Here is a 21,633-nt window from a genome sequence, read left to right on the forward strand (position 1 = left end):
AAGTTTGGTGAGTGATATGACGGGTCATCGGGACGCCCCGGCAAGTGGCATGGTCGATGCTGTGCCGATGTGGACCGGATCGGAGTCACTCTCTGCTCTGGAGGACGCGATGGAGGTGGCGGCTGCCGTCCCCGCCGCGGTGGCTCGGCGCGCGAGCATGTCGACGTCCGAGATTCACTCACTTCGTCACCTGATGCGCGCGCCCATTGGCCCGGTCGACCTGGCCAAGTCCCTCGGGATAACGACGGCAGCCTCCTCAGGGGTCGTCGATCGTCTCGTCGCCCACGGCCACGCCGAACGCCGTCCACACGGCGGCGGCGGCCGCCGCGTCGAGGTCGTGATCACCCCGAGCGGACGTTCCGAGGTGCTGGAGTTGCTCCCCGATGTTCGCACGCCTCGCCGAGGTGGATTCCCTGCTGAGCGAGGAGGAGCGGGCCATCGTCACCCGCTACCTTCGGGGCGCAATCGTCGCGATGCGCGCGGTGATGTGACGCGTCGCGTCACGACCGGCCGAGCTCAGGAGTGGACGATGTAGTGGAGGATCACGTCGTGGGTGTGTTTGGCCTTGTCCGAGCCACGCAGCAGGATCTCGTAGGTCCCGTGGGAGGTGTGGATCGCCACCGTCGTCTCCTCAGTGAAGCGACCGAAGACCGAGGCGTTCGAGGCGTAGGAGACGGCGGTGATCTTGTTGTAGGGCACCGAGGTCACGGCCACCTTGCCACCGGCGAAGGAGTTGTCCTGCAGGATCACGCGCATATTCGTCAGTCCGATGAAGCCGGTGCCGACGTCCTTGCCGTCATAGACCGCGAAGACCGTCTCGTCGGGCAGCAGGCTGCCCTGCACGATCGCTAGTTGGTCCTTCTTGTCGTAGTAGATCTCGTCGGCCACCATGCGCTCCTTCGCCTTGCCGTATGCCGCGCCCCACCGCGGGCGCGCACCCAAGGGTGGCACGCGGCATACGGTGTCGCCATGGGCAATATCGAGATTGTCACCGGCGACATCACCACGCAGAAAGTGGACGCCATCGTCAATGCGGCCAACTCCTCGTTGCTGGGCGGCGGCGGAGTCGACGGGGCCATCCATCGGGCGGCCGGGCCGGAGTTGCTGGCGGCCTGCCGGGAGTTGCGGGATTCGACGCTGCCGGACGGGCTTCCGCCCGGAGACGCGATCGCCACCCCGGGCTTCGCGCTGCCGGCCAAGTGGGTGATCCACACCGTTGGCCCGAATCGCCATGCGGGAGCGACGGATCCAGCCACTCTGCGCCGGTGCTTCACCAACAGCATCAGCGTGGCCCGGGGCATGGGGGCCCGCCGGATGGCCTTCCCGGCCGTGAGCGCAGGTGTCTACGGCTGGGCGATGGGGACGGTCGCCGAGCTGGGCTTGGCCGCCGCCGCGGAAGGCGTGAGTCGACGCGGTGGCATGGATCTGATCCGGTTCGTGCTCGTCAGCCCGGAGGCGGCCACCGTCTTCACCGAGACGGCCGACCGGCTGGGCATCGCGGCGCGCGGGTCTTCGGCTCGGCGACACTGACCCACGTCATGGTGCTGTCCCAACGACGAATGTCGTGCACGAGGTGCGTCCAGGCGCACCGTCTGCACGACAAGCACGTGCGCGCGGGTGCGCTTGACCGCGCCTGATGACCGACGAACGCGGGTGACCCGGCAGCACGCTGTAGCCGTGGGTCTCGGGGCGCCGAAAAGGGCGCGTCAGTGATCGCCTTGACCTTGGCCGTGCATCATCATCTGGCTCACCTGCGCGCCGCCGTGCACTCCTGCGCCCGACGGGACTCACTCACGTGCGAGCCAGGCCGACGCCACGTCGCCCGTCGTTCCTGCCGTGCCCCTTCCGCCGCCGGACCAGACGCGGACCTAAATCGTGAATATGCGGCATAGGTGCGTCCTTCGCTCGACATAGCGCAGTTGACCAGCACCATGGCACGGCGACCTGTGGACGCCCTGTCAGCGCCCCGTGAACCTCGGGGTGCCCGGCGGGCACACCGAGGCGCGGGGGTCAGCCCCACGTAACCTGCGCAGGGTCGCCCCCTGCCCTCCATCGCAGTCGGCCTGCGCGCGCCAGGCCGCGTAATGCAGCCGAGACCTACGGGCGGCCGTAGGTGACGCTGGAACTCCAGATCGCGCGCAGGCCCGAGGACAGGCCGGTGCGCGGCGAGTCGTACATCATGCCGTTGCCCGCGTAGATGCCCACGTGGTAGGCCGGGTAGCCGAAGAAGACCAGGTCACCGGGCTGCGGCGAACTGACCCGGGTGGTCGCGGCCTGCTGGCCGGCGGCGGTGCGGGGCAGGCTGATGCCGACCTTGGCGAAGATGTACATCGTGAAACCGGAGCAGTCGAAGCCGGCCGGGGTGGAGCCGCCGTAGACATACGGGATGCCCGACAGGCTCGCGGCAATCGCCAGCACGCCACCGGAAACGGGCGGCGGCGGGGCCTGGGGGGCCGGGTTGTCGGTCGTGCTGCCGCCGGCGTTGCTCGTGGCGGGAACGGTGGAGCGCGTGGTGGTCGTGCGGCTCGCAGCGGTCTGCGTGCGGGCGGCTACCGGGACAACAACGGGCTTGGGCTTCGGCTTGGCAACGGCCTTGACGCCGATGGTGCCGAACTTGGCGAGGACCGGACCGGCGGCCTTGGGCGCGGTCACGGCCGGGGCAGCGGCGGCGACCGTCTTGGCGGCGGGGGCGGCAGCGGGCGCGACCGGAGCGGCAGGCGCGGCGGAGGCGGTGGCGGCCATCGCCGAGACCAGCGCGGTCGTCGCGGCCAGAACCGCGCCGGCGCGCACGACGGCGTCGGTCGAGGAGTGGTTCTGGCTCTTGTTCTGCGCAATTCGGGCGCGGGCGGAATAGCGCCCCGAGGCAAGCTTCGGCACGGTGACCTCTCGACGCCTACGAGGTGAGCTGTCGGGTTCGGACGAGAGATGCTGTCCGGCCCGCCGGTCGAACCTGGCGGACTTCACCCCAAGGACGCAAGCGCCCGAAGGTGGGTCCCCCGCTCCTACCTGGCGGAATCTTCGGTCCGTGCACCTGGTGGTAGGACTCGGCGATCCAGGCGTTCGGGCGGCTCTGGGGGAGCCGCGAGACGAAACGGTACACACTCCCCCGCCATATGTCACGTTTCGATCACAGGGCGGTGACGGATCGGTGAGGAATACCACACCATGCTGTCTGCCGGCGCCACGCCGGTCAGCGGCGGCTCCCGGCGCTCACCACCACACCGCCTTTGGGGGTGTCCTACTGGGTCTGCACGAAGACGTGGTCGGCGATGTCCTCGGGCAACGAAACGCCCTCGGTGAAGTCGCGGGTGGCGCCCACCGCGAGCACTCGGCCGTCCTCGCGGCGGACGCGAATCGCCTCGCCGGGCCGCACGCCGGCCTCGGTGAGCAACTTCAGAGCCTCGTGGTCGATCTGGACCGGCTCGCCGATCTGGCGGACGGTGACATGGGCCTCGTCGCTGTCGGCGATGGCCGACATCGTCTCCAGCCCGGCCCGGAAGTCCTCGACGCTGGCCGCCTCGCCCAACTCGGCAAGCCCGGGGATCGGATTGCCATAGGGCGAGAGCAGGTCGTCACCGAGCAGGGCGATGATCCGGCGCTCGACCCGTTCGGAGATCACGTGCTCCCAGCGGCAGGCCTCGTCGTGGACGTACTCCCACTCCAAGCCGATGACGTCGACGAGCAGCCGTTCCGCCAGCCGATGCTTGCGCATCACGCGGGTCGCGCGCTGCCGACCGAGGTCGGTGAACTCGAGGTGCCGGTCACCGGCGATCGAGACCAGGCCATCGCGTTCCATGCGGGCGATGGTCTGCGAGACGGTGGGTCCGGAGTGGCCGAGGCGCTCGGCGATGCGGGCCCGCAGGGGCGGGATCCCTTCTTCGTCGAGTTCGAAGATGGTCTTGAGATACATCTCCGTGGTGTCGATCAGGTCACTCACGCGCGCCATCCTCTCATCGGCGGCGCCGATCGAGCGCGCTCACCCAATGGGCGATCCACGCCGTGCCCGCGAGCGCGAGCCCCCCGACGGCCAGGCTCGCGCTCGCCAACCCGGTGGCCGCGATGATGGCGCTGACGACGAGTGGGCCGCCACTCGCGCCGATGTCTCCGCACAGGCGCCAGCCCCCGAGATATTTCGCCCGGTGCACCACCGGGGCGGTGTCGGCACCGAGCGTCATCACGATGCCCGATCCCAGGCCGTTGCCGACGGCCATCAAGATGGTGACGGCGAGCAGGCCCGCCAGGCTGGCGGTCAGGGGGAGCACCAGGAAGCCCAGGGCCAGCAGTCCGGCGCACGGCACGGCCACCATCGCCCGCCCACGCCGGTCCATCACCCAGCCGGCCGGATAGAAGATGGCCACCTCGACCAGAGCCCCGATCGCGAAGACCATCGAGACCTGCGACGCGCTCAGGCCGATGTGCTCTCCCCAGAGCGGCAGCACGCTCAGTCGCACCGCCCGCAGCCCGTTGATCGTCATCGCCGAGGTCCCGAGGGTGGCCAGGACGCGCGTATGCCGGCGCAGCAGCGTCCACGTCGATGCCGGATCCGCGCGCCCCAGTTCGCGGGCCTCGTGACCGAGGTCGTCGACCCGGAGCACGAGCAGGAGCGCCGCCAGGGAGGCCAAGACGCTGGCCACGAAGGCGGCCCGAATCCCCCACTGGTGAATGACCGCCGTCCCGACCAGCGGGCCGATCACCATGCCGATCCGGTGGCTGCCGCCCAGCGTTGAGAGCGCCCGAGCGCGTAGGTGCTCCGGCACCGCGTCGATCATGAAACCCTGACGCGCCAGGAGGAAGACACTCCACGTCATCCCCGTGACGAAGGCCGCGGCCCCAAGGACGAGAACCGAGAGCGCCGACGCCGCGATGGCGGCCGTCAGCGCGCCACCGACCGAGGCGATGACCATCGCCCGCCGCTCGCCGATCCGCGCGATCATCGCCCCCGCGGGAAGGGAGGCGCACAGCTGGCCAACGCCGAGGAGCCCGGCAACCAGCGCGGCCTGCCCGACAGTGGCTCCGAGCTGGCGCGCCAAGAGCGGGACGATCGGGATGGCCGCGCCGTAGCCAATCCCCTCGAGGATCGTCGGCCCGTATGCCGCGACCGCCACCGAGCGCAGCCGGAAGTCCTCCCGGGGCGGGCTGGTGGTCATTCCAGCGAGCCTAGACATCCGCACCGACAACCCGCCGGTTCGCGCTCGGGTCGGCCCCCGCGTGGACAGTCAGGCGATGCGCACCGGCTCAACCGATGCGAACCGGTTCAAGCGCCGCGAACCGGGTGCACCGATGCACCCCTGGGCTCGGCGCTACACACCTGGTGCCTACGCCGCGGGCTCAGGGTTGTCGGCGCGAGATCGCCCAAGCGGCGGCGTCGGCCAGGCTGCCCTCGGCCACACGGGCATACACGATCCGGTCGTGCAGGCGATCGGGGCGCCCGGCCCAGAACTCGACCTCCTCAGGCACGATCCGGTAGCCGCCCCAGCGCGTCGGCACGGGCACATCGTCGGGCGAGCCGGTGTCCGGCCAGCGGGCCGCCAACTCGGCCGAGCGCGCCTCCAACGCGCTGCGCGAGGCGATGGGCGCGGACTGCTCCGACGCCCAGGCCGAGATCCGCGATCCCCAGGGCCGGGTGACGAAATAGTCGCGCACGAGCTCGTCCGGCAACTCCACCGCACGTCCGCGGAAGCGGATCGCCCGGAACATCGCCGGCCAGGTCAAGGTTGCAGCCACACCAGGATTGGCCGCGAGCTGGCGACCCTTGGCCGAATCCAGGTTGGTCACAAAACCCGGACCCTCCGGGGTAAGGAAGCGCATCAACACCGTCCGGACGTCCGGCAGCCCCACAGCGTCCACGGTGGCCACGGCCATCGCGGTCGGTTCGGGCACATCGCCGCGCTCAGCCGCCCGCGCGACGGCAGCGTCGATCCAGGCGGAGGCGACGGCATACGGATTGTCCGCGAGACCGCCGATGTCGACGGCGTCACCGGTGTAGGAGATGCGAGGAGCCAGCGGATCCGGTGCCATGGACCGAGCGTATGCCTGCGCCCCTTGCGGACGTGATGCCGCGAGTGTCGGCGGTGGCGTGCAGAATAGGCACGCCAACAGGCAACGGAACAGTCTGGGATGGGGTAGCCATGAGCGACAGCGACGTCAAGCACGGCCTCGAAGGGGTCATTGCGTTCGAATCCGAGATCGCGGAGCCCGATAAAGAAGGTGGCGCGCTGCGCTATCGCGGAGTCGACCTGAAGGACCTGGTCGGTCGCGTCAGTTTCGGCCAGGTGTGGGGTCTGCTGGTCGACAATGCGATGGATCCGGGGTTGCCGCCGGCCGAGCCCTTCCCGCTGCCCGTCCACACCGGCGACATCCGCGTCGATGTGCAATCGGCCCTGTGCCAGCTCGCGCCGCTGTGGGGCTTCCGCCCGCTTCTCGACATCACCCCCGAGCAGGCACGGGAAGACCTCGCGCGCGCCTCGGTGATGGCGATGTCCTTCATCGCGCAGTCCGCGCACGGCCTCGGCACACCCATGGTGCCGCAGAGCAGGGTCGATGAGGGCAAGACCATCGTCGAGCGGTTCATGATCCGGTGGCGCGGTGAGCCGGACCCCGCCCACGTCGAGGCGATCGACGCCTACTTCATCTCGGCCGCCGAGCACGGTATGAACGCGTCCACCTTCACCGCGCGGGTCATCGCCTCCACCGGTGCCGACGTCGCGGCGTGCCTGTCCGGTGCCGTCGGTGCCCTCTCCGGCCCGCTGCACGGGGGGGCGCCGTCGCGCGCGAAGCACATGATCGAAGGTGTGGAGCGCTCGGGCAACGCCGAGGAATACGTCAAGGGCGTCTTCGACCGCGGTGAGCGGTTGATGGGCTTCGGGCACCGCGTCTATCGCGCCTATGACCCGCGGGCCGCGGTCCTGCGTGACACCTGCAAGCGGCTCGGCGCCCCGCGCTACGAGGTGGCGGTCGAGTTGGAGAAGGCCGCCATCGCGGCCCTCGCCGAGCGCTATCCCGAGCGCAAGATGGAGACCAATGTCGACTACTGGGCGGCCGTGCTGCTCGACTTCGCCGACGTGCCGGGCGAGATGATGACGCCGCTCTTCGTCTCGGCGCGCACCGCGGGCTGGGCGGCGCACATCTTGGAGCAGAAGAGGACCGGCCGCCTGATCCGGCCGTCCTCGAAGTATGTCGGCCCGGGTCCCCGTCCGTTGGAGGACGTCCAAGGCTTCCGCGCGCACAGCTGACTCGAAGGCGATCGCACCGGCCAGGCGATGTGAATATCCCTGCGCCACAATGCCAACCGGCGCCTGCCCCGTTGGGGGCAGGCGCCGATTCGATTCGTTGCGGGGTGCTTCGCCTCGGTCCCCGCGACGTCTCGACGCGTTCGACCCCGCGCTCCGTGCGCGTCGGTCGCAGCTCGTCGAGTCGAGCCTCAGCGGCCGCGGTAGCCGGGCACCGGCGGGTTGAAGACGTCCAGCGTCCAGGCGTCGAACTTCTTCAGCCAGGTTTTGATGTGGGTCATGGCGAACCTCTTTCGGGAGTGATTGGTGTGCGTGTCCTTCGGGCACTTCCTTGTGACTCCTCCTCAATGGTGCGACTTTTGCTTCCATAACTCAAATGTGAAAAACGCAATTGATACATGCGCATGACGCATGCTTTAAGCCTCAGCGCGTTTATGGCATACGGCTGGGTCCGGCCGTCCCGGGTGGCGGGACGTGGCACCGGTCGTGGGGGCGGCTTTGTCAGACTTGAGCACGTGACTGCAGACCTGAGTGACCTCCGCCTTCCCGACGACCTGCGGCCGGCCGACGGCCGTTTCGGGTGCGGCCCGTCGAAGATCCGGCCCGAGCAGATGGCCGCGCTCGCCGAGATCGGGACCACCGTGCTGGGCACCTCCCACCGTCAGGCGCCCGTGAAGAACCTCGTCAAGGCCGTCCGCGAGGGCCTGGCCGAGCTCTTCCAACTCCCCGAGGGCTACGAGGTCGTCCTCGGCAATGGCGGCTCGACCGCGTTCTGGGATATCGCCGCTTTCGGCCTGATCCGCGAACGCAGCCAGCACCTGGCCTTCGGCGAGTTCTCGGCGAAGTTCGGCTCGGTCACCAAGGCCGCGCCCTTCCTCGGTGAGCCGACGATCCTCAAGGCGGACCCGGGGACGCTCGCCACGGCAACCGCCGAGGCGGGTGTGGACGCCTACGCCTGGCCCCACAACGAGACCTCGACGGGCGTCATGGCGCCGGTTCACCGGGTGCCCGGCGCCGACGACGACGCGCTCATCCTCATCGACGCCACCTCCGGCGCCGGCGGCCTGCCCGTCGAGATCGCCGAGACCGACGTCTATTACTTCGCGCCGCAGAAGTGTTTTGCCTCCGACGGTGGCCTGTGGCTCGCGCTCTTCTCCCCCGCCGCCCTGGCCCGGGTCGACGAGATCACCGCGAGCGGCCGCTGGGTGCCCGACTTCTTCAGCCTGCCCACGGCGATCGACAACTCGCGCAAGGAGCAGACCTACAACACGCCGGCCGTCGCGACTCTCGCGCTCATGGCCGAGCAGCTGCGCTGGATGAACGAGAACGGTGGCCTGGCCTTCACCACCGGCCGCACGGCCGACTCCTCCTCGCGCCTGTATGCCTGGGCGGAGGCGTCCGAGGTCGCCACCCCCTTCGTCGCCGAGCCGGCCGCTCGCTCGCAGGTCGTCGGGACCATCGACTTCGTCGACTCGGTGGACGCGGCAGCGATCGCCAAGGTGTTGCGCGCCAACGGAATCGTCGACACCGAGCCCTACCGCAAGCTCGGTCGCAACCAGTTGCGCATCGCGATGTTCCCGGCCGTCGACCCCGACGACATCACCCGGCTGACCGGCGCCATCGACTACATCCTCGAGCGCCTGTGACCCGAGCCGGGGCGAGCCTTCCCCGTCTCGGCTCAGGTCACAAGCCCGAGAGGGCGGAGGCGAGGACCAGGGCGACCATGCCGATCAGCACCACGAGCGTCACGATCCGGCGAAACCGCGGCGTCATCGTGCCGGCTCCGGGACCGGGCGGGTGACGGCCCGGGTCGAGATCTGCAGGTGCGGGCGGGCGGACGCGGTGAAAGTCACCCGGACATTCTCGCGCCGCCACAGGGAGATCGCGACCAGGAAGAGGGTGATCGCCAGCGCCAACGGCCCGATCCCGATCGTCCAACGAGCCCCGAAGGCGTCCCCGATCCACCCGATCAGGGGTGCGCCGAAGGGCGTACCGCCCATGAAGATCGCCATATAGAGCGCCATCACCCGGCCGCGCATCTCCGGCGCGGTCCGCAACTGCACCATCGCGTTCGCCGTCGTCAATGCGGTCAAGGCGGCGAGACCGACGGGGATCAGCGTGAGGGCGAACACGGCATACGTCGGGGCGAGCGAAGCGGCCGCGGCCGAGACGGTGAACAACGCCATGGACACCACGAGGTGCCGCAGTCGGGGGTTCGCGCGCCGCGCCGAAAGCAGGGCGGCGGCGAGCGAACCGATCGCCATGATCGAGCCGAGCAGCCCGAACTCGGTCGGCCCCTTGCCGAAGATCTTGGTCGCCATCAGTGCCATGGTGATCTGGAAGTTCATCCCGAAGGTGCCGAGGACGAACACCAGCCCCATGACCAGCTTCAGATCCGGCCGTCCCCGCACATAGGCCAGCCCCTCCCGGATCGATCCCTTCCCCCGGGTGACGGGTGCGGGGGTCAGGGCCGCCGGGTCGAGGCGTGTCAGAGCAAGGAGGACCGCACCAAAGGTCGCGCTATTGATCAGCAAGCCGACACCGGTGCCCCAGGCCGCGATGACCAGGCCGGCGGCTGCCGGGCCGATCAGGCGGCCGGCGTTGAACGAGGCACTGTTGAGGGCAACGGCATTGGCCAAGCGCGCGGTAGGCACCATCTCCGAGACGAAGGCCTGCCGCGCCGGATTGTCGAAGGCCGTCGCGATGCCCTGCAGCAGCGCAAGCACATAGACCTGCCACAGTTGCGCCCAGCCGAACACCACGAGCAGCCCGGTGACCAGTGAAACCAGCCCGAGCGCGGTCTGGGTGACCATCAGCAGGGCTCGCTTGGGGAAACGGTCGACGACCGCGCCCGCCCACGGCGCGAGCAACAGGAAGGGCAAGAACTGCAGGCCGGTGACGATCCCGAGCGCGCTCGCCGAGTGCCGCGTCAGGTCGACCAGCACCAGCCAGTCCTGCGCGACGCGCGCCATCCAGGTGCCGATATTGGAGACGAGTGCGCCGAAAAAGTAGATCCGGTAGTTGCGGATGGCCAGAGAGTGGAAGGTCGGACTCATCCGGCCCCGCCCGTATGCCGTGCCCGCCGCCCGTTTGGGGCCCGCGCTCACGCCTGGGCCACCTTGTGCAGGATGGCGCTCGCCTGCCGCAGGACCTCGCGCTCCTCGGGCGTCAGATTGCCCACGCGCGAGGACATCCAGCCGTCGCGGGCGGCGCGGATCGTGGCGACCTGGGCAGCGCCCTCGGGGGTGAGCGAGAGGATCACGCAGCGCCCGTCGTCGGGGTCGGCGGCCCGGGCGACCAGGCCGCGCTCGACCAGGCCGTTGGTGGTCCGGGTCATGCTCGGCGCGGAGACCTTCTCGATGTCGGCGAGTTCGCGCGGCGTGCGGGGGTGCTCGCCGAGCCGCACGAGGACCGAGAACTGATGCGGCGCAAGCGAACTGCCGCTCTCGAACCGGACTCGGCGGGAGATACGCATGCACGCCAGGCGGATCTCGGTGGCGAGTTCGGCGATGGCCGCGTCGGTCGGCATGAACCTTAGCTTAGCTCATTACCTTTGCTAACTAAATGCCGCGTTGAGTCAGCCGCCGCGCCCGCTTGCTCGGGTCGCGCGTGCTTGCGCGGGTCGCGCGTGCTTGCGCGGGTCGCGCGTGCTTGCGCGGGTCGCGCGTGCTTGCGCGGGTCGCGCCTGGGCGTAGGGGTCGGCGGTTCGAACCGCCGACCCCTACGCAGAGCGCCGGACCGTGCACGACCCGGCGGCTCAGGGCCCTGGATCAGCCGACCCCGAGCAGCGACTTGACGGGGTCGATCGCGAAGTAGAGAACGAACAACGCAGCCGTGACCCACATCAGCGGGTGGATCTCGGCGATCTTGCCCTTGGCCAGCTTGATCAGCACATAGACCACGAAGCCCGCACCGATACCGACGGTGATCGAGTAGGTGAAGGGCATCAGCACGATCGTCAAGAACGCGGGGATCGCGATCTCCAGGTCGTCCCAGTCGATCTCGCGCACCTGCTGCATCATCAAGAACCCAACGACGACCAGGGCGGGGGTGGCCGCCTCATACGGCACGACCGCAACGAGCGGCGCGAGGAAGGTAGCGAGCAGGAAGAGCACGCCGGTGACCACCGAGGCCAGCCCGGTCCGCGCTCCCTCGCCGACGCCCGACGCCGATTCGATATAGGACGTATTCGACGACACCGCCGCCGCGCCGCCGGCCATGGCCGCCACCGAGTCGACGATCAGGATGCGCTCAGAGTTGGGCGGCACGCCTTCGGCGTCGTTCAGGCCCGCTTCGGCGCCGATGGCGACCATCGTGCCCATGGTGTCGAAGAAGTCCGCGAGCAGGAGCGTGAAGATCAGCAGGACCGCCGAGATCACGCCGATGGCCTTGAAGGATCCCAGCAGGTTGAAGTCGCCCAGCAGTCCGAAGTCCGGGGTGCTCGCGACCGAGCTCGGAAGTTTCGGGACGTTCAAGCCCCAGCCGGTCGGGTTGACCAGTTCGCCCTTGTCGTTCTTCTGCGCGCCGATCTTGCCGATCGACTCCACGATGATCGCCAGCACGGTGGCGGACAGGATGCCGTAGAGGATCGCGCCGCGCACCTTGCGCACCAGCAGGACGACGGTGATGAACAGGCCAAGCACAAAGACGAGCAGCGGCCAGCCGACGAGGAAGCCACCGACGCCGAGCTCACCCAGCGGACCGCCAAAAGACTTGCGCACGAAGCCTGCGTCGACGAAGCCGATGACGGCGATGAACAGGCCGATGCCGACCGAGATCGCCGTCTTCAACTGCGGCGGCACGGCGTGGAAAACCGCCTGCCGGAAGCCGGTCAACACCAGGATCGTGATGATCAGGCCTTCGATGACCACCAGGCCCATGGCGTCCGCCCACGTCATCTCGGGCAGCTTGGCGATGCCGAAGGTGACGAAGGCATTGAGGCCGAGGCCCGTGGCGAGCGCGAGCGGGAAGTTCGCGACCACGCCCATCAAGATGGTCATCACGCCCGCGACCAGGGCCGTCGTCGCCGCCACCATGGCCAAATTGGGGGCCGCGCCGCCGCCGAGGAATTTGCCGGTCGAGTCGGTCTGCGTGCCGATGATCAGCGGGTTGAGGACGACGATGTACGCCATCGTGAAGAAGGTAGCCAGGCCACCACGGAGTTCGCGCGCGACGGTCGACCCGCGCGCAGTGATCTGGAAGAAGCCGTCGAGGCCGCCGGCTGCGGGGGGCGGCGGGGTGCGCCGGTCCCGGACTTGGGGGTTCGCCATGGCGCGCATGGTATTCAACGGTGCAGGTGAGCCGGTCGGTAGGCTCAGGCTGTGAGCACGCTACGCCACGACAACGGCCTCGCCCCGACCGCGCCGGAGCCGATCGCCTTCCGGATGGACCGGATCGTCCTGATCGGGATCGGCGTCTGGGTGCTCGCCCTCGTCGCGACCCTGACCATCCCCGCGCTGCGCGACGGCGACCGCGCGTGGTGGAAGTGGGCGTCCCTCACCGGCATCGCACTGGGCGCGCTCGGCTATATCTACGTGCGCCGCGGCCGCGGGAATGCCGCCGACGCCCATGGCTCCGCCCCCGCCAACCCGCAGGACTACTACTGACCGTCGGCTCGGACCGTAGGCTCGCGTTCGTGGCCGCCCTGACCCTTCTGCCGTATGCCGAGTCCGACCTGCCGGACTTCGCTCCCGTCTTCCGGGCGATCGTCGATGCCGGTGAGACCTACGCCTACCCGACGGGGCTGTCCGACACCGCGATCCAGGCTCTGTGGTGGGAGGCACCGCCCGGGCATACGGTCATCGCCCGCGACGCCGGCGGGCGCTTCCTCGGCAGCGCCAAGATGGGGGCGAACCGCCCGTCCCGGGGTGCGCATATCGGCACCGCGAGCTTCATGGTCGCCGACGCCGCCCGCGGCCTCGGGGTCGGCCGGGCGTTGCTGGACTATGTGATCGACTGGCATCGCCGCGCAGGTTTCGCCGGGATCCAGTTCAACGCCGTTGTCGAGACCAACACCGCGGCGGTGCGCCTGTGGCAGTCGGCCGGCTTCGCGATCATCGGCACGGTGCCGGGTGCCTTCGACTCGCGCGCCCACGGCCGGGTCGGCCTGCACGTGATGTTCCTGAAGCTGACCTGAGCCGCGCGTTAGGGGGTCAGGACCGCCTGCTGGACCAGCGCGGCATACGTCTTGATGCCGGCGGTCGTCATGTGGACGCCGTCGGTGTTGACGTACTCAGGGTGCCCGTCCGAGACGGCCGCCCAATCCGCGAGGTGCACGCGCGGGCGGGCGGCGGCGACGGCCCGCACGGTCGCGACATTGGGAGCCATCCAGGGGCGTGGCACGCGGGGGGTCACCAGCACCACAGTCGCGGCCGCGGGGATCGCGTCGATAGCGGCGATCAGTTGCGACTTGTCGATGATCCCGTTGTTGCCGGTGTGGATGAGCACGACATCCTCTGGCAGCGTGGGCGCCTCGCGCAGCAACTCGGGCAGCAGCGTCCACGACTGCTCACCGATCTGGGCGCGCAGGACCACATCGGCGAAGATCTTGCGCAGCCGGGGCGTGGCCCCCAACGCGACCGAGTCGCCGTAGACCGCCATCGTCAGCGTGCCGGTTGCGCCCGGACGAATCTTCAGCGGCGGCGTGGTCGCGGACCCGGTGGCCGTAGGCGTGGAGGGCGTCACGGAGGGGAGAACGAGATGGGCCGGCGCGGCACTCGTCGTCGGGGTGAATGCGGCGGCGGCCACCGTGAGCACGGTCAGTGAGGCGAGCCCGCCGGTGACCAAGCCGGTCGCGGGCAGGCGCCAGACCTGCCAATCCCGCAGCCGTCGCCAGGCCCCCCGGATGCCGTAGCGCCGGGTCGGCGTCTCGACGAAGCGATAGCACAGCTCGGAGACGACGCCGAGTAGGGCGAGTCGCAGCACCAGATTCGCCGCGCCGGTGAGCGGCACATCGAGAGTCGGCCGGGTGAAGACAAAGACCGGCCAGTGCCACAGATAGAGCCCGTATGACCGCTTCCCCACCGCCGCGAGCGGCGGTGCGTCGAGCAGCCGGCCCAGCGGGCCGGGGCGGCTCGCCGCGGCGACCAGCAGCGCAACCACGGCGGCGAAGGCGACGAATCCGAAGCGGTAGAGCGGCACCGACCAGGAGTCGAGCGCAGCATACGCCCAGATGACGGCGGCGAGCGCGGCGACGCCGGCGAACGTCATACCGGCACGGGCGGGTGAGAGCGGTGGGCGGGCGCGGGTGAAGCCGCGTCCGCCACGCCACACCGCGAGCGCGGAGCCGATCAGGACGGCGCTCGCGTGCGAGTCGGTGCCGAAGTAGTAGCGCGACGGGTCCGCGGTCATCGGTGCGCCGGAGGCGTGGGTGCCCAGGCCCATGACCAGTCCCGACGCGGCGGCCAGCAGCAGGGCGACGGCGAGCAGGCGCGTGCGCCGGGCGGCCACCGTCGCGGCGCTGGCGAGGACCACAGCGACGATGAGCGGCCAGAGCAGATAGAACTGCTCCTCCACGGCCAGGGACCACAGGTGCTGCAGGGCCGGCGGGCGCCCGGAGGCCTCGAAATAGGAGCGCTGGTGCAGGACGTACCACCAGTTGGAGGTATAGGTGGCGGCCGCCGCGAGATCGCCGAGGTAGCTGCGCAGATGGTCCCGGTCGAGGATGAGCTCGGCGATCGTCGTGGCGGCGAGCGTGGCCGCGAGTGCTGGCAGCAAGCGGCGCGCCCGGGCCTGCCAGAAGTGCCGCAGATCGACGCGGCCGTGGAAGGAGCGGGCCCACACCTGCGAGGTGATCAGATAGCCACTGATGACGAAGAAGACGTCGACCCCGAGGAAACCGCCCGGCAGCCAGGGCAGGTCGAGGTGGAAGAGGATGACGGCGATGACCGCGACGGCGCGCAACCCGTCGAGCCCGGCCACCTTGGGCAGCCTGGTCCGCGTGGCTCCAGCGAGGGCCCGTACAGGCGCTAGCGCGCCGACCTGGGTGCGGGCAGCGTCGATGGCGTGATCCCCTCTCGCGCGTGGAACTCGACCACTATGGGGCCGCGGCCGGGCGAAGAGTGGGAAGCCACACCGCTGGCGCAGGGTGAAATATGCACGTCTGACCAGGTCAGGCCCACAGCCAGGCCTTAGGGGAGCCGGCAGCCACGCCGGACGATGATCCCTGCGCCGAGGTCGTCAGAAACTCGGTGGCGCGAGGCGGGACTGTCCGACGAGGTCAGGGATCGCCGGGCGGCGATCAGAGCTCGTCGACAGTGAACTCGTCGACGATCGGCTCGGGGATGCGATCGGGCTCCGGCCGGTCCATGTCGGTCTCCGAGTGCGCCCCGCACCCGTGGTCGCGGCTGACGACGGTGCCGTCGGAGGGCGACCATGCGTTGGCGCAGATCCCGAACACCGCACGGAGCGTGCCGGCCAGGGGCACGTAGTAGCCGCACGACGCGCAGTGCGCGGGCGCCTTGACGGCGACCGGGGCGGCCGGGCCGTGCGCCCCTTCGTACCAGCGCTGAGCGGCCCGGTCGCGCCCCTCGGGCGAGAGCACGCGGGGTCGGCCCAGGCCGAGCTCCCACAGCGCCACCGCGTCGACGTCCTCCTCGCCGGTCGCCTCGAAACCCTGCTCCAGACAGGGATCGTCGGCGACGAAGGGGGTGATATCGCCGGGTCCGATGTCCCCGGGAGCCAGCCGATCGGCATACGGCAACCAGGCGGGGGCCAGCAGGGCACCGTCGGTGGGCAGCAGCGAGGACTCGCAGACGGTCGCGACCTTCGCGCGCGGGGCGCGCGCGACCGAGACCGCCCACTGCCAGCCCGGATAGGCCGCAGCGAGGCAATCGAAGTAGTGCACCGCGAGGCGATCGGCCAGCATCGCGACGCCGCGGTGCTCTCCGATCGTGCCCGGCTCAGCGGCTTCGGTCAGCGCCGCCAGCGCGACGTCGGCAGCACCGACGAGCACGGCATCCGGCTTGACCGCGGCAACCATCAAGGCTCGAGATCCGCCGCGACGGCGCGCAGGACCTGCGCCACCTTGGTCGCGATGCCCTTGTCGGGGTAGTGGCCCTTGCGCAGGCTGGTGGAGACCTTGTCGAGCAACTGCATGACGTCCTCGACGATGACGACCATGTCCTCGGTGGGCTTGCGGTCGCGTTCGCGACGGTTGGCCTGCACGCTGGGAGCGGGCTCCAGGACGTGGACGGCCATCGCCTGGGCACCCTTGCGGCCGGTGGCGACGCCGAACTCGATGCGTGTGCCCGCCTTGATCGTGGTCAGCCCCGCGGGCAGCGCATTGGCGTGAAGGAAGACGTCCTCGCCCTCGTCCGCGTCGATGAAGCCGAAACCCTTGTCGGCGTCATACCACTTGACCTTGCCAGTAGGCACCGTGCACCTCGTGAAGTCGTACTGAACGGGCGCGCCGATGCGCGCCCGCTGTGCTAAGGCTAACGCGCCCCGCGCCCGGCGCGCACCGCGTTATGCCCGCAGGTGGGCGGTGATGCCCCACTCCGCGGCCCAGCTCGAGCCGGGCGCGATCCAGGCCAGGTCGGTTCCGGAGTTGAAGGCGTCGGCCGGGCAGGACATCGGCTCGATGGCGATCCCGGGCGGATAGGGGCCATCGAGCGGCAGCGTGACCTTTTCGTCGAACACCTGCGCCCACGGGAGTTCTTGGCTGCCCCAGACCTCGACCCGGCCGGCGGGGACGCCGTCGACGGTGATCCGCCACCGCTCGCCGTCGCGCGCGAAATCGGTGTATGCCGTGTCCAACCCCACCGCGCCCAGCGCACCGCCCGTCCGGAAGTCGTAGGCCGTTCCCTCCACGGGGACGGAAGCCACCGGAAGCAAGCGTTCGGGATCGACCGTCAGATACGACTCGGCCGGCAGGGTGAGCGTGACGTCGCCGGGCGCGGCGCCGCCGGTCGCGACATACGGGTGGGCGGCGAAGCCGAAGGGCACCGGCTCCTCGCCCGGGTTATGGGCGTGGACGCGGACGGTCAGCCCCTCCGGGCCGAGGCGATAGACCAGGCCGAGGTCGAGATACCAGGGCCAGCCGGGCTGGGGGTGGAGGCGATAGCGGACCTCGACGCTGTCCGCGGTCTGGGCCACGAGTTCCCAATTGACCCAGCGGACGAGGCCGTGGCTGGCATTGTGGCGGGCCACCTCGCTGATCGGCAGTTGCTGGTCGGCCCCGCCGAGGTGATAGCGACCGTCGCGGATGCGGTTGGGCCAGGGCAGGAGCACCTGACCCCGGCCGTGGGCGCACATCTGCTCAGTGACATAGCCGGCGACCACGGGGATCTCGCCGACGTCATAGGTGCGCAGGCCCCCGCCCACCTCGACGACGATTGCGCGCTGGTCGCCGTGGGAGATCAGCCACTGGGCGCCCGATGGGCTCGGTGCGGTCATGCCCTGATCGTGCCAGGTCACTTATCCTGGCGTCACCCACCCAGGAGCCCGCCATGACCGACCCGACCCGCCCGCTGCCCGATCTCGGCGCGCCCCGGTCGCGTGTCCAGGACGCCCCGCCCGGGCGGTATGTCCCGCCGCCGGGCACCCCTGATCCCGCGGCCACGCCCTATCCGTCGAGCCCCTATGGCCCCGCGGGCGGCGCGAACCCGTATGCCGTCGGCTCAGCGAGCGGGCAACCCACCGCCGCGCCGAATCCCTATGCCGTGCATCAGGATCCGTCCGCCCTAGGTGCGTATGCCGCCGGGCACTCGAACGGCTCCGCGATCACCTTGGTTGTGCTCTCGGCACTGTGCATCTTCCCGCTCGCCCTCATCACCCAGATCCCCGCGCTCGTCCTGGGGATCATGTCGCTGGCCGCCGGGCGGGCCGAACCGGCGCGCGCGGCGCGCCTGGCACGGGCCGGCTGGTGGGCCTTCGCCGGTGGCCTCGTGCTGATCGTCGTGCTCGCGCTGGTCATGCTCGCGGCTCTGATCGGCCTGATCACCGCCTTCCTCGGCCTCCTCGCCGGCTGACGCTGGTATTCACCGCTGCCCTCGAGCACATTTCTCCTGGCATTCGGTATCAGGTGGAGGTCGAAGTACTCCCTAGTCGGTGACGCACCCCACGATCGACAGGAGCACACCATGCGCGCGACCTCACTCGCCGTGGCCAGCCTGGCCGCTGGTTGCCTCGCCACCCTGACCGCCCCGGCCCAGGCCGCCTATCCCGGCACCAACGGCCGAATCGCGGTCGAGACCAACTCAGCCATGTTCACCATCGCCGCCAAGGGCGGCAGCATGGTCTCGCTCGGCCCAGGCACCGGCCCGCGCTGGTCGCCGGACGGCGCCAAGCTCGCCTTCGCCTACCGCGGCGCGATCTGGACGATGAACGCCAACGGCACCGGCCGGATCAAGATCACCTCAGGCACCGGCCATGACGTCAACCCGACGTGGTCCCCCGACGGCAAACGCATCGCCTTTTCGCGCTCGGTCACCGGTTCGAAGACCGGGCGGTCACTGGCCGTCGTCACCGTTGCCACCAAGGCCGTTGCCGCCCTCACCGCGAAGAACGACGGGTGCGCCTTCGACCCGACCTGGGCCAAGACCGGACGCTATGTCGTCTACATTGACCAGTGCCCGACCGGTTCGGATTCCACGGACACGATCCGCAAGGTCGACACAACAACCGGTGCCGTCAGCACCATCGTGCCGGTCACGGGGGTGGCGGCCTTCGGCGGCAAGTGGGCGCACTACAGCGGTCGCGCCGACGTCCTGGCCAGCGGGACGAAGATCCTCTGGTACGGGTACGACACCGACACCTACGAGACCTCTCTCGTGACCAGTGACCTAGCCGGCGGCAGCGTGACGTATGTGTCCGGGACGGACGCCGAGTTCGCCTCGGGCGACCCCGCCGCGTCGCCGGACGGGAAGTTGGCCGTCAGTGGCTACGGGTATGACGTTTCCTCAGTCGAGTCTTTCTGTCTGTCCTCGGGCTGCACCGGGACATTCGACTGGGACATCCCCAGCGGCGCCTGGGCGACCTCGGTGGATTGGCAGCCCCTGCACTGAACCGGGCCCCAGCACCGGGCCGGCGGATGACTGCTACCGGCGGTGGTCGCCGGGCCCGGCGCATGGCGCATCGGCATCGCGCCGCGATCGCGCCACGGGGCTGCCGGGTAGGACGGCTCTTGAGCCGGCATACAGCCAACTCCCAGGTTGAGTTGTCAATCTCGAAAGCATGAGCACAGGGGAACCCGAGGCACGGCTGCTCGTCGTCGAGGACGAGCCCAACATCCGCGAGTTGCTGGCGACCTCGCTGCAGTTCGCCGGGTTCGAGGTGGTCACCGCGGGCGACGGCCGGGCTGGCGTCCGCGCGGCCGCGGAGCACGATCCCGACCTCGTCGTTCTCGACGTGATGCTCCCTGACATGGACGGCTTCGAGGTCACCCGCAAGCTGCGCGAGAGCGGCCGGCGGGCACCGATCGTCTTCGTCACCGCCCGCGACAGCGTCGATGACAAGATCAAGGGCCTGACCGTCGGCGGCGACGACTATGTCACCAAGCCCTTCAGCCTCGAGGAGGTCGTCGCCCGCATCCGCGCGGTGCTGCGGCGCACCCGCGGCGAGGTCGACGAGGGCGCCGTGTTGCGCTTCGAGGATCTCGAGATCGACGAGGACACCCACGACGTGCGGCGTGCGGGCCGGCCCATCGACACCTCGCCGACCGAGTACAAGCTGCTGCGCTATCTGATGCTCAATCCCAACCGGGTGCTGTCGAAGGCGCAGATCCTCGACCACGTCTGGGACTACGACTTCCGGGGCGAGTCCGGCATCGTGGAGTCCTATATCTCCTACTTGCGCAAGAAGATCGACACCGACGGCCTGCCGCCCCTGATCCACACCAAGCGTGGGGTCGGTTACGTCCTGCGCAAGCCGCCGGCGTGAGCCAGGACCTCGCGAGCACCGAGCCCGCGCCGGGCGCCCCCTCCGTCCCCGACCGCGCCCAGGCGTGGCTGCGAAGGGTGCCCACGCTCCTGCACCGCACCTCGCTGCGCGCCCGGCTCATCGCGGTCACCCTCTGCCTGCTGGTGGTGGCGCTCGCCTTGTCGAGCTCGGTGATGGGCTATCTCATGCGGCGCGAGCTGATCGCCCGCGTCGATGACAACCTGCGCCGCAGCTCGACCTCGGTGGCCAACCAGGCCCTGAACCAGCTACTCGCCAATCGCGAGACGATCCGGCTGCCCAGCGTGTATGCCGTGGTGATCTTTCCGCAGTCCGGCACCGGGGCGATCAAGATCCCCGCCACCGATGTCGACGCCGTGCCCGCGCTGTCCGCCATGACCCTGGCCGACCCCAGAGTCGACAACGGCGAGGCCTTCACTTTGGGCACGGCAGGGTCAGACCTGTTGTGGCGCGGCGTCGCCCGCGCGCTGGACGACGGCACCGCGGTAGTCGTCGTCGCGCAACCGCTCAAGGACGTCTCGACCACGCTGAAGCGCTTCGCCTTGCTCGCTGCCTTGATCTCGCTGGCGACGCTGGCGGCCTTCGCGCTCGTCGGCTGGCTGGCGGTGCGCCGGGCCTTCCGGCCGCTGACCGAGATCGAGAACACCGCGAGGGCGATCTCCGCCGGCGATCTGAGCCGCCGGATACCGACGACCGATGCTCCAGAAGAGGTGGCGTCCTTGTCCACCTCTCTCAACGCGATGCTGACCCATGTCGAGGAGTCCTTCGCCGTGCGCGAGGCATCGGAAGAACGGATGCGCCAGTTCGTCGCGGACGCCTCCCACGAGTTGCGCACACCCTTGGCGACCGTGCGGGGGTATGCCGAGTTGTATCGCCAGGGTGCTGTGCCCGAGCAGGCGCTCCCCTCGACAATCGGACGGATCGAGGGCGAGGCCTCCCGGATGGCTCACTTGGTCGACGACCTGCTGCTGCTTGCTCGCCTCGATGAGGAGCGGCCATTGGAGAAGACGCCCTTCGATGTGACTGTGGTCGCGGCCGAGGCGGTCCAGGCGGCCCGCGTACGCGACCCGGCCCGGCACATCACGCTCACCGGACTCAGCGGTGCGCTGACACCGCTGGAGTTGCAGGGTGAGGAAGCCGGGATGCACCAAGTGCTCGGCAACCTGCTGACCAATGCGATCAGGCATACGCCCGCGGGGACGCCCATTGACGTGGCGGTGGGACGCAGCGCGTCCGGTGTTGTCATCGAGGTCCGCGATCACGGTCACGGGATCGACGAGGCCGCGAGGTCACGGATCTTCGAGCGCTTCTATCGCGTCGACTCCGCCCGCACCCGCGCGAGCGGTGGCACGGGCCTCGGACTGGCCATCGTCGCGGCGATCGTGGCCCGCCACGGCGGGCGCGTCGGAATCGCGACGACCCCCGGCGGCGGGGCGACCTTCATCGTGGAACTGCCCGCGCCCACATACTCAGGCAACTCCCAGGCGTAGCCCAGCATCGTCCGAAG

At 69.8% G+C, this 21,633-nt stretch carries 21 protein-coding genes, 1 pseudogene and 1 riboswitch; of the genes and pseudogenes, 10 read left to right on the forward strand and 12 right to left on the reverse strand.

Annotation, left to right across the window (positions count from 1 at the left end):
• Window positions 1-193: 193 nt before the first annotated feature.
• Window positions 194-268, forward strand: a pseudogene (locus tag ABD209_RS07360) (MarR family transcriptional regulator); the annotation flags it as partial.
• Between the two features lie 248 nt (window positions 269-516).
• On the opposite strand, the gene ABD209_RS07365 reads toward ABD209_RS07360, so the two are convergent.
• Complete coding sequence (locus ABD209_RS07365; RefSeq protein ID WP_324388053.1) at window positions 517-951, reverse strand: PH domain-containing protein; 435 nt, start codon at window positions 949-951, stop codon at window positions 517-519.
• A gap of 18 nt (window positions 952-969) precedes the next feature.
• Between ABD209_RS07365 and ABD209_RS07370 the strand changes: the two genes are divergently transcribed.
• The gene (locus ABD209_RS07370) at window positions 970-1,530 is read left to right on the forward strand and encodes an O-acetyl-ADP-ribose deacetylase (RefSeq protein WP_344064207.1); all 561 of its coding nucleotides are present in this window, start codon (window positions 970-972) and stop codon (window positions 1,528-1,530) included.
• 567 nt (window positions 1,531-2,097) lie between these two features.
• Here the strand turns inward: ABD209_RS07370 and ABD209_RS07375 are convergent.
• From ABD209_RS07375 to pdxH, 4 genes are all read right to left on the reverse strand, one after another.
• Window positions 2,098-2,877, reverse strand: a complete 780-nt coding sequence (locus tag ABD209_RS07375; protein ID WP_344064210.1) for a C40 family peptidase — start codon at window positions 2,875-2,877, stop codon at window positions 2,098-2,100.
• Between the two features lies 1 nt (window position 2,878).
• Window positions 2,879-3,022, reverse strand: a riboswitch (cyclic di-AMP (ydaO/yuaA leader).
• Between the two features lie 216 nt (window positions 3,023-3,238).
• A complete protein-coding gene (locus ABD209_RS07380; protein ID WP_344064213.1) occupies window positions 3,239-3,937 on the reverse strand; it encodes an iron-dependent transcriptional repressor DtxR in 699 nt (232 codons plus the stop codon).
• 13 nt (window positions 3,938-3,950) lie between these two features.
• On the reverse strand, window positions 3,951-5,147 hold the full coding sequence (locus ABD209_RS07385; protein WP_344064216.1) for an MFS transporter: 1,197 nt from the start codon (window positions 5,145-5,147) through the stop codon (window positions 3,951-3,953).
• Window positions 5,148-5,328: 181 nt separating this feature from the next.
• Window positions 5,329-6,018, reverse strand: coding sequence for a pyridoxamine 5'-phosphate oxidase (pdxH, locus tag ABD209_RS07390; RefSeq protein ID WP_344064219.1), 690 nt, complete (start codon window positions 6,016-6,018; stop codon window positions 5,329-5,331).
• Window positions 6,019-6,128: 110 nt separating this feature from the next.
• On the opposite strand from pdxH, the gene ABD209_RS07395 reads away from it, so the two are divergent.
• Together ABD209_RS07395 and serC are read left to right on the forward strand one after the other, a co-directional pair.
• The gene (locus tag ABD209_RS07395; protein ID WP_344064222.1) at window positions 6,129-7,232 is read left to right on the forward strand and encodes a citrate synthase 2; all 1,104 of its coding nucleotides are present in this window, start codon (window positions 6,129-6,131) and stop codon (window positions 7,230-7,232) included.
• 524 nt (window positions 7,233-7,756) lie between these two features.
• On the forward strand, window positions 7,757-8,875 hold the full coding sequence (gene serC / locus ABD209_RS07400) for a phosphoserine transaminase (protein WP_344064314.1): 1,119 nt from the start codon (window positions 7,757-7,759) through the stop codon (window positions 8,873-8,875).
• Between the two features lie 123 nt (window positions 8,876-8,998).
• Here the strand turns inward: serC and ABD209_RS07405 are convergent, their stop codons facing one another.
• The 3 genes from ABD209_RS07405 to ABD209_RS07415 form a co-directional block, all read right to left on the reverse strand.
• Window positions 8,999-10,336, reverse strand: coding sequence for an MFS transporter (locus ABD209_RS07405; protein ID WP_425564610.1), 1,338 nt, complete (start codon window positions 10,334-10,336; stop codon window positions 8,999-9,001).
• Window positions 10,333-10,758: a MarR family winged helix-turn-helix transcriptional regulator gene (locus ABD209_RS07410; protein ID WP_344064225.1), complete on the reverse strand. Its 426-nt coding sequence runs from the start codon at window positions 10,756-10,758 to the stop codon at window positions 10,333-10,335. Before ABD209_RS07410 ends, ABD209_RS07405 begins: the two co-directional genes overlap by 4 nt.
• Window positions 10,759-10,999: 241 nt before the next feature.
• Complete coding sequence (locus ABD209_RS07415; protein WP_344064228.1) at window positions 11,000-12,499, reverse strand: NCS2 family permease; 1,500 nt, start codon at window positions 12,497-12,499, stop codon at window positions 11,000-11,002.
• Between the two features lie 51 nt (window positions 12,500-12,550).
• Here ABD209_RS07415 and ABD209_RS07420 point away from each other — a divergent pair, with 51 nt between their 5' ends.
• Window positions 12,551-12,835 carry a DUF2530 domain-containing protein gene (locus tag ABD209_RS07420; RefSeq protein ID WP_344064230.1) on the forward strand — a complete coding sequence of 95 codons (285 nt, stop codon included), beginning with the start codon at window positions 12,551-12,553 and terminating at the stop codon, window positions 12,833-12,835.
• A 29-nt stretch (window positions 12,836-12,864) separates the two neighbouring features.
• Entirely contained in the window at window positions 12,865-13,365 is a 501-nt protein-coding gene (locus tag ABD209_RS07425) for a GNAT family N-acetyltransferase (RefSeq protein WP_344064232.1), read from the forward strand.
• 8 nt (window positions 13,366-13,373) lie between these two features.
• Here the strand turns inward: ABD209_RS07425 and ABD209_RS07430 are convergent, their stop codons facing one another.
• The 4 genes from ABD209_RS07430 to ABD209_RS07445 all read right to left on the reverse strand — a co-directional run bounded on the left by ABD209_RS07430 (window position 13,374) and on the right by ABD209_RS07445 (window position 17,624).
• Complete coding sequence (locus ABD209_RS07430) at window positions 13,374-15,149, reverse strand: acyltransferase family protein (protein ID WP_344064235.1); 1,776 nt, start codon at window positions 15,147-15,149, stop codon at window positions 13,374-13,376.
• Between the two features lie 319 nt (window positions 15,150-15,468).
• Window positions 15,469-16,209, reverse strand: a complete 741-nt coding sequence (locus tag ABD209_RS07435; protein WP_344064238.1) for a DUF3027 domain-containing protein — start codon at window positions 16,207-16,209, stop codon at window positions 15,469-15,471.
• Window positions 16,209-16,604: a cold-shock protein gene (locus tag ABD209_RS07440; protein WP_324385890.1), complete on the reverse strand. Its 396-nt coding sequence runs from the start codon at window positions 16,602-16,604 to the stop codon at window positions 16,209-16,211. Before ABD209_RS07440 ends, ABD209_RS07435 begins: the two co-directional genes overlap by 1 nt.
• A 90-nt stretch (window positions 16,605-16,694) precedes the next feature.
• Window positions 16,695-17,624 (reverse strand): aldose 1-epimerase family protein, encoded by a 930-nt coding sequence (locus ABD209_RS07445; protein WP_344064242.1) that lies wholly within the window; start codon window positions 17,622-17,624, stop codon window positions 16,695-16,697.
• 53 nt (window positions 17,625-17,677) lie between these two features.
• Between ABD209_RS07445 and ABD209_RS07450 the strand changes: the two genes are divergently transcribed.
• The 4 genes from ABD209_RS07450 to ABD209_RS07465 all read left to right on the forward strand — a co-directional run bounded on the left by ABD209_RS07450 (window position 17,678) and on the right by ABD209_RS07465 (window position 21,616).
• Window positions 17,678-18,199 (forward strand): hypothetical protein, encoded by a 522-nt coding sequence (locus ABD209_RS07450; RefSeq protein ID WP_324385892.1) that lies wholly within the window; start codon window positions 17,678-17,680, stop codon window positions 18,197-18,199.
• Window positions 18,200-18,310: 111 nt separating this feature from the next.
• A complete protein-coding gene (locus tag ABD209_RS07455; protein WP_324385893.1) occupies window positions 18,311-19,234 on the forward strand; it encodes a TolB family protein in 924 nt (307 codons plus the stop codon).
• A gap of 169 nt (window positions 19,235-19,403) precedes the next feature.
• Window positions 19,404-20,108: a response regulator transcription factor gene (locus tag ABD209_RS07460; protein ID WP_324385894.1), complete on the forward strand. Its 705-nt coding sequence runs from the start codon at window positions 19,404-19,406 to the stop codon at window positions 20,106-20,108.
• Window positions 20,105-21,616: a sensor histidine kinase gene (locus ABD209_RS07465; protein ID WP_344064246.1), complete on the forward strand. Its 1,512-nt coding sequence runs from the start codon at window positions 20,105-20,107 to the stop codon at window positions 21,614-21,616. The genes ABD209_RS07460 and ABD209_RS07465 overlap by 4 nt, the downstream gene beginning before the upstream one ends.
• Window positions 21,617-21,633: the final 17 nt, after the last annotated feature.

The organism is Nostocoides vanveenii, assembly GCF_039531165.1.
In the GTDB taxonomy this organism is placed as follows: Bacteria; Actinomycetota; Actinomycetes; order Actinomycetales; family Dermatophilaceae; genus Nostocoides_A; species Nostocoides_A vanveenii.